Source organism: Campylobacter concisus (assembly GCF_002913865.1).
Classification (GTDB): domain Bacteria; phylum Campylobacterota; class Campylobacteria; order Campylobacterales; family Campylobacteraceae; genus Campylobacter_A; species Campylobacter_A concisus_AM.
This window is the reverse complement of record NZ_POYX01000154.1, coordinates 1-1,094: the sequence shown is the minus strand read 5'-3', so window position 1 is coordinate 1,094 and position 1,094 is coordinate 1. Positions and strand designations below refer to the sequence as shown.

Here is a 1,094-nt window from a genome sequence, read left to right as displayed (position 1 = left end):
GAGTTACAAGAGAAAATTACAAATTTAACCGAATTAAAACGTCTGTCTTCGGAAAAACAAAAAGAATTTTTAGATACTTTTTTTGGCAACTGAACGGATAAAATATGCTGCAACATATATAGAAACTGATGGTAAAAATCAAAAAACATTAGACAGACTCTACTTACAAAAATGGAATGACAGAGTGTCTTATCTTTTAAAACTTGCCATGTCTGGAAATGATTATCTTAAGACATTACAAGGATACAAGAATTTAAGAGTTTGCAAAGATGCTTCTTGTGGACACACAAATGAGCTTTTTATAATACAAAATAAACTTGGGTATATCGAGAATAATAGCCCAGAAGAGACTAAAAAAGCCGAGAAAATAGCACTTTTTGGAAACGAATCATACAAACAATATATTATCGCCAAAGACGACTTTTGAAAAAGCCTACACACTGTGCTGACTAAATCAGAAAAGATGGACAAACATCCGATCGTAAGTATCCTTGAAAAGATAAGACAATATGATGATGAATTTGCTGGACTTGATAATTTCTTTGTACAGCAGAATCTAAAAAGCCTTTATTCTGCAAAGTACTATATGAATTTACTTGTCAACCCAAAAGCATTTGGTGAGAGCTACCAAGAAATAGAGCTTTGTGAGATTAAACAAGAGTTTTTAAGTGACGAACTTCGTGCAAAATGTATAAAAAATAACAATAAATTAAAATAAATTCGTGACTATAAAACTAATAAGTTAAGTATAACTTTTTATTCTAATTCCATGATTGATCAATCAAACTATACAAGTTCTTATAAATTAGGATTTAATTACTTATATAACAGCAAAACAAAAATATTAAAAATTGGTTTTATCTAGGATTTTAAATATAACTATGACTAAAAATAAATTATACTACAGCTTATATAAAAGAGTAGTAGCTACTATGAAAATCATGAAAAATAAATATAAAGTCATAAAATTTGGAGAAATTCTAAAAAATTTTACAAATGGTATCAAAAATATCAAAACCTGACTAAAATTTAAAATAGAATACTATGAAAATCTTTAGAAATACAATAAATCTCATATCCAAATAGAATAAAAG

The 1,094-nt window shown here is 27.1% G+C and carries 2 protein-coding genes; both read left to right on the top strand.

The features are described from left to right. The first annotated feature begins 82 nt into the window (after positions 1-82). A complete protein-coding gene (locus CYP77_RS09835) occupies positions 83-427 on the top strand; it encodes a hypothetical protein (RefSeq protein ID WP_103567158.1) in 345 nt (114 codons plus the stop codon). Between the two features lie 15 nt (positions 428-442). Beyond that, complete coding sequence (locus tag CYP77_RS09830) at positions 443-718, top strand: hypothetical protein (protein WP_141090573.1); 276 nt, start codon at positions 443-445, stop codon at positions 716-718. Positions 719-1,094 lie beyond the last annotated feature (376 nt).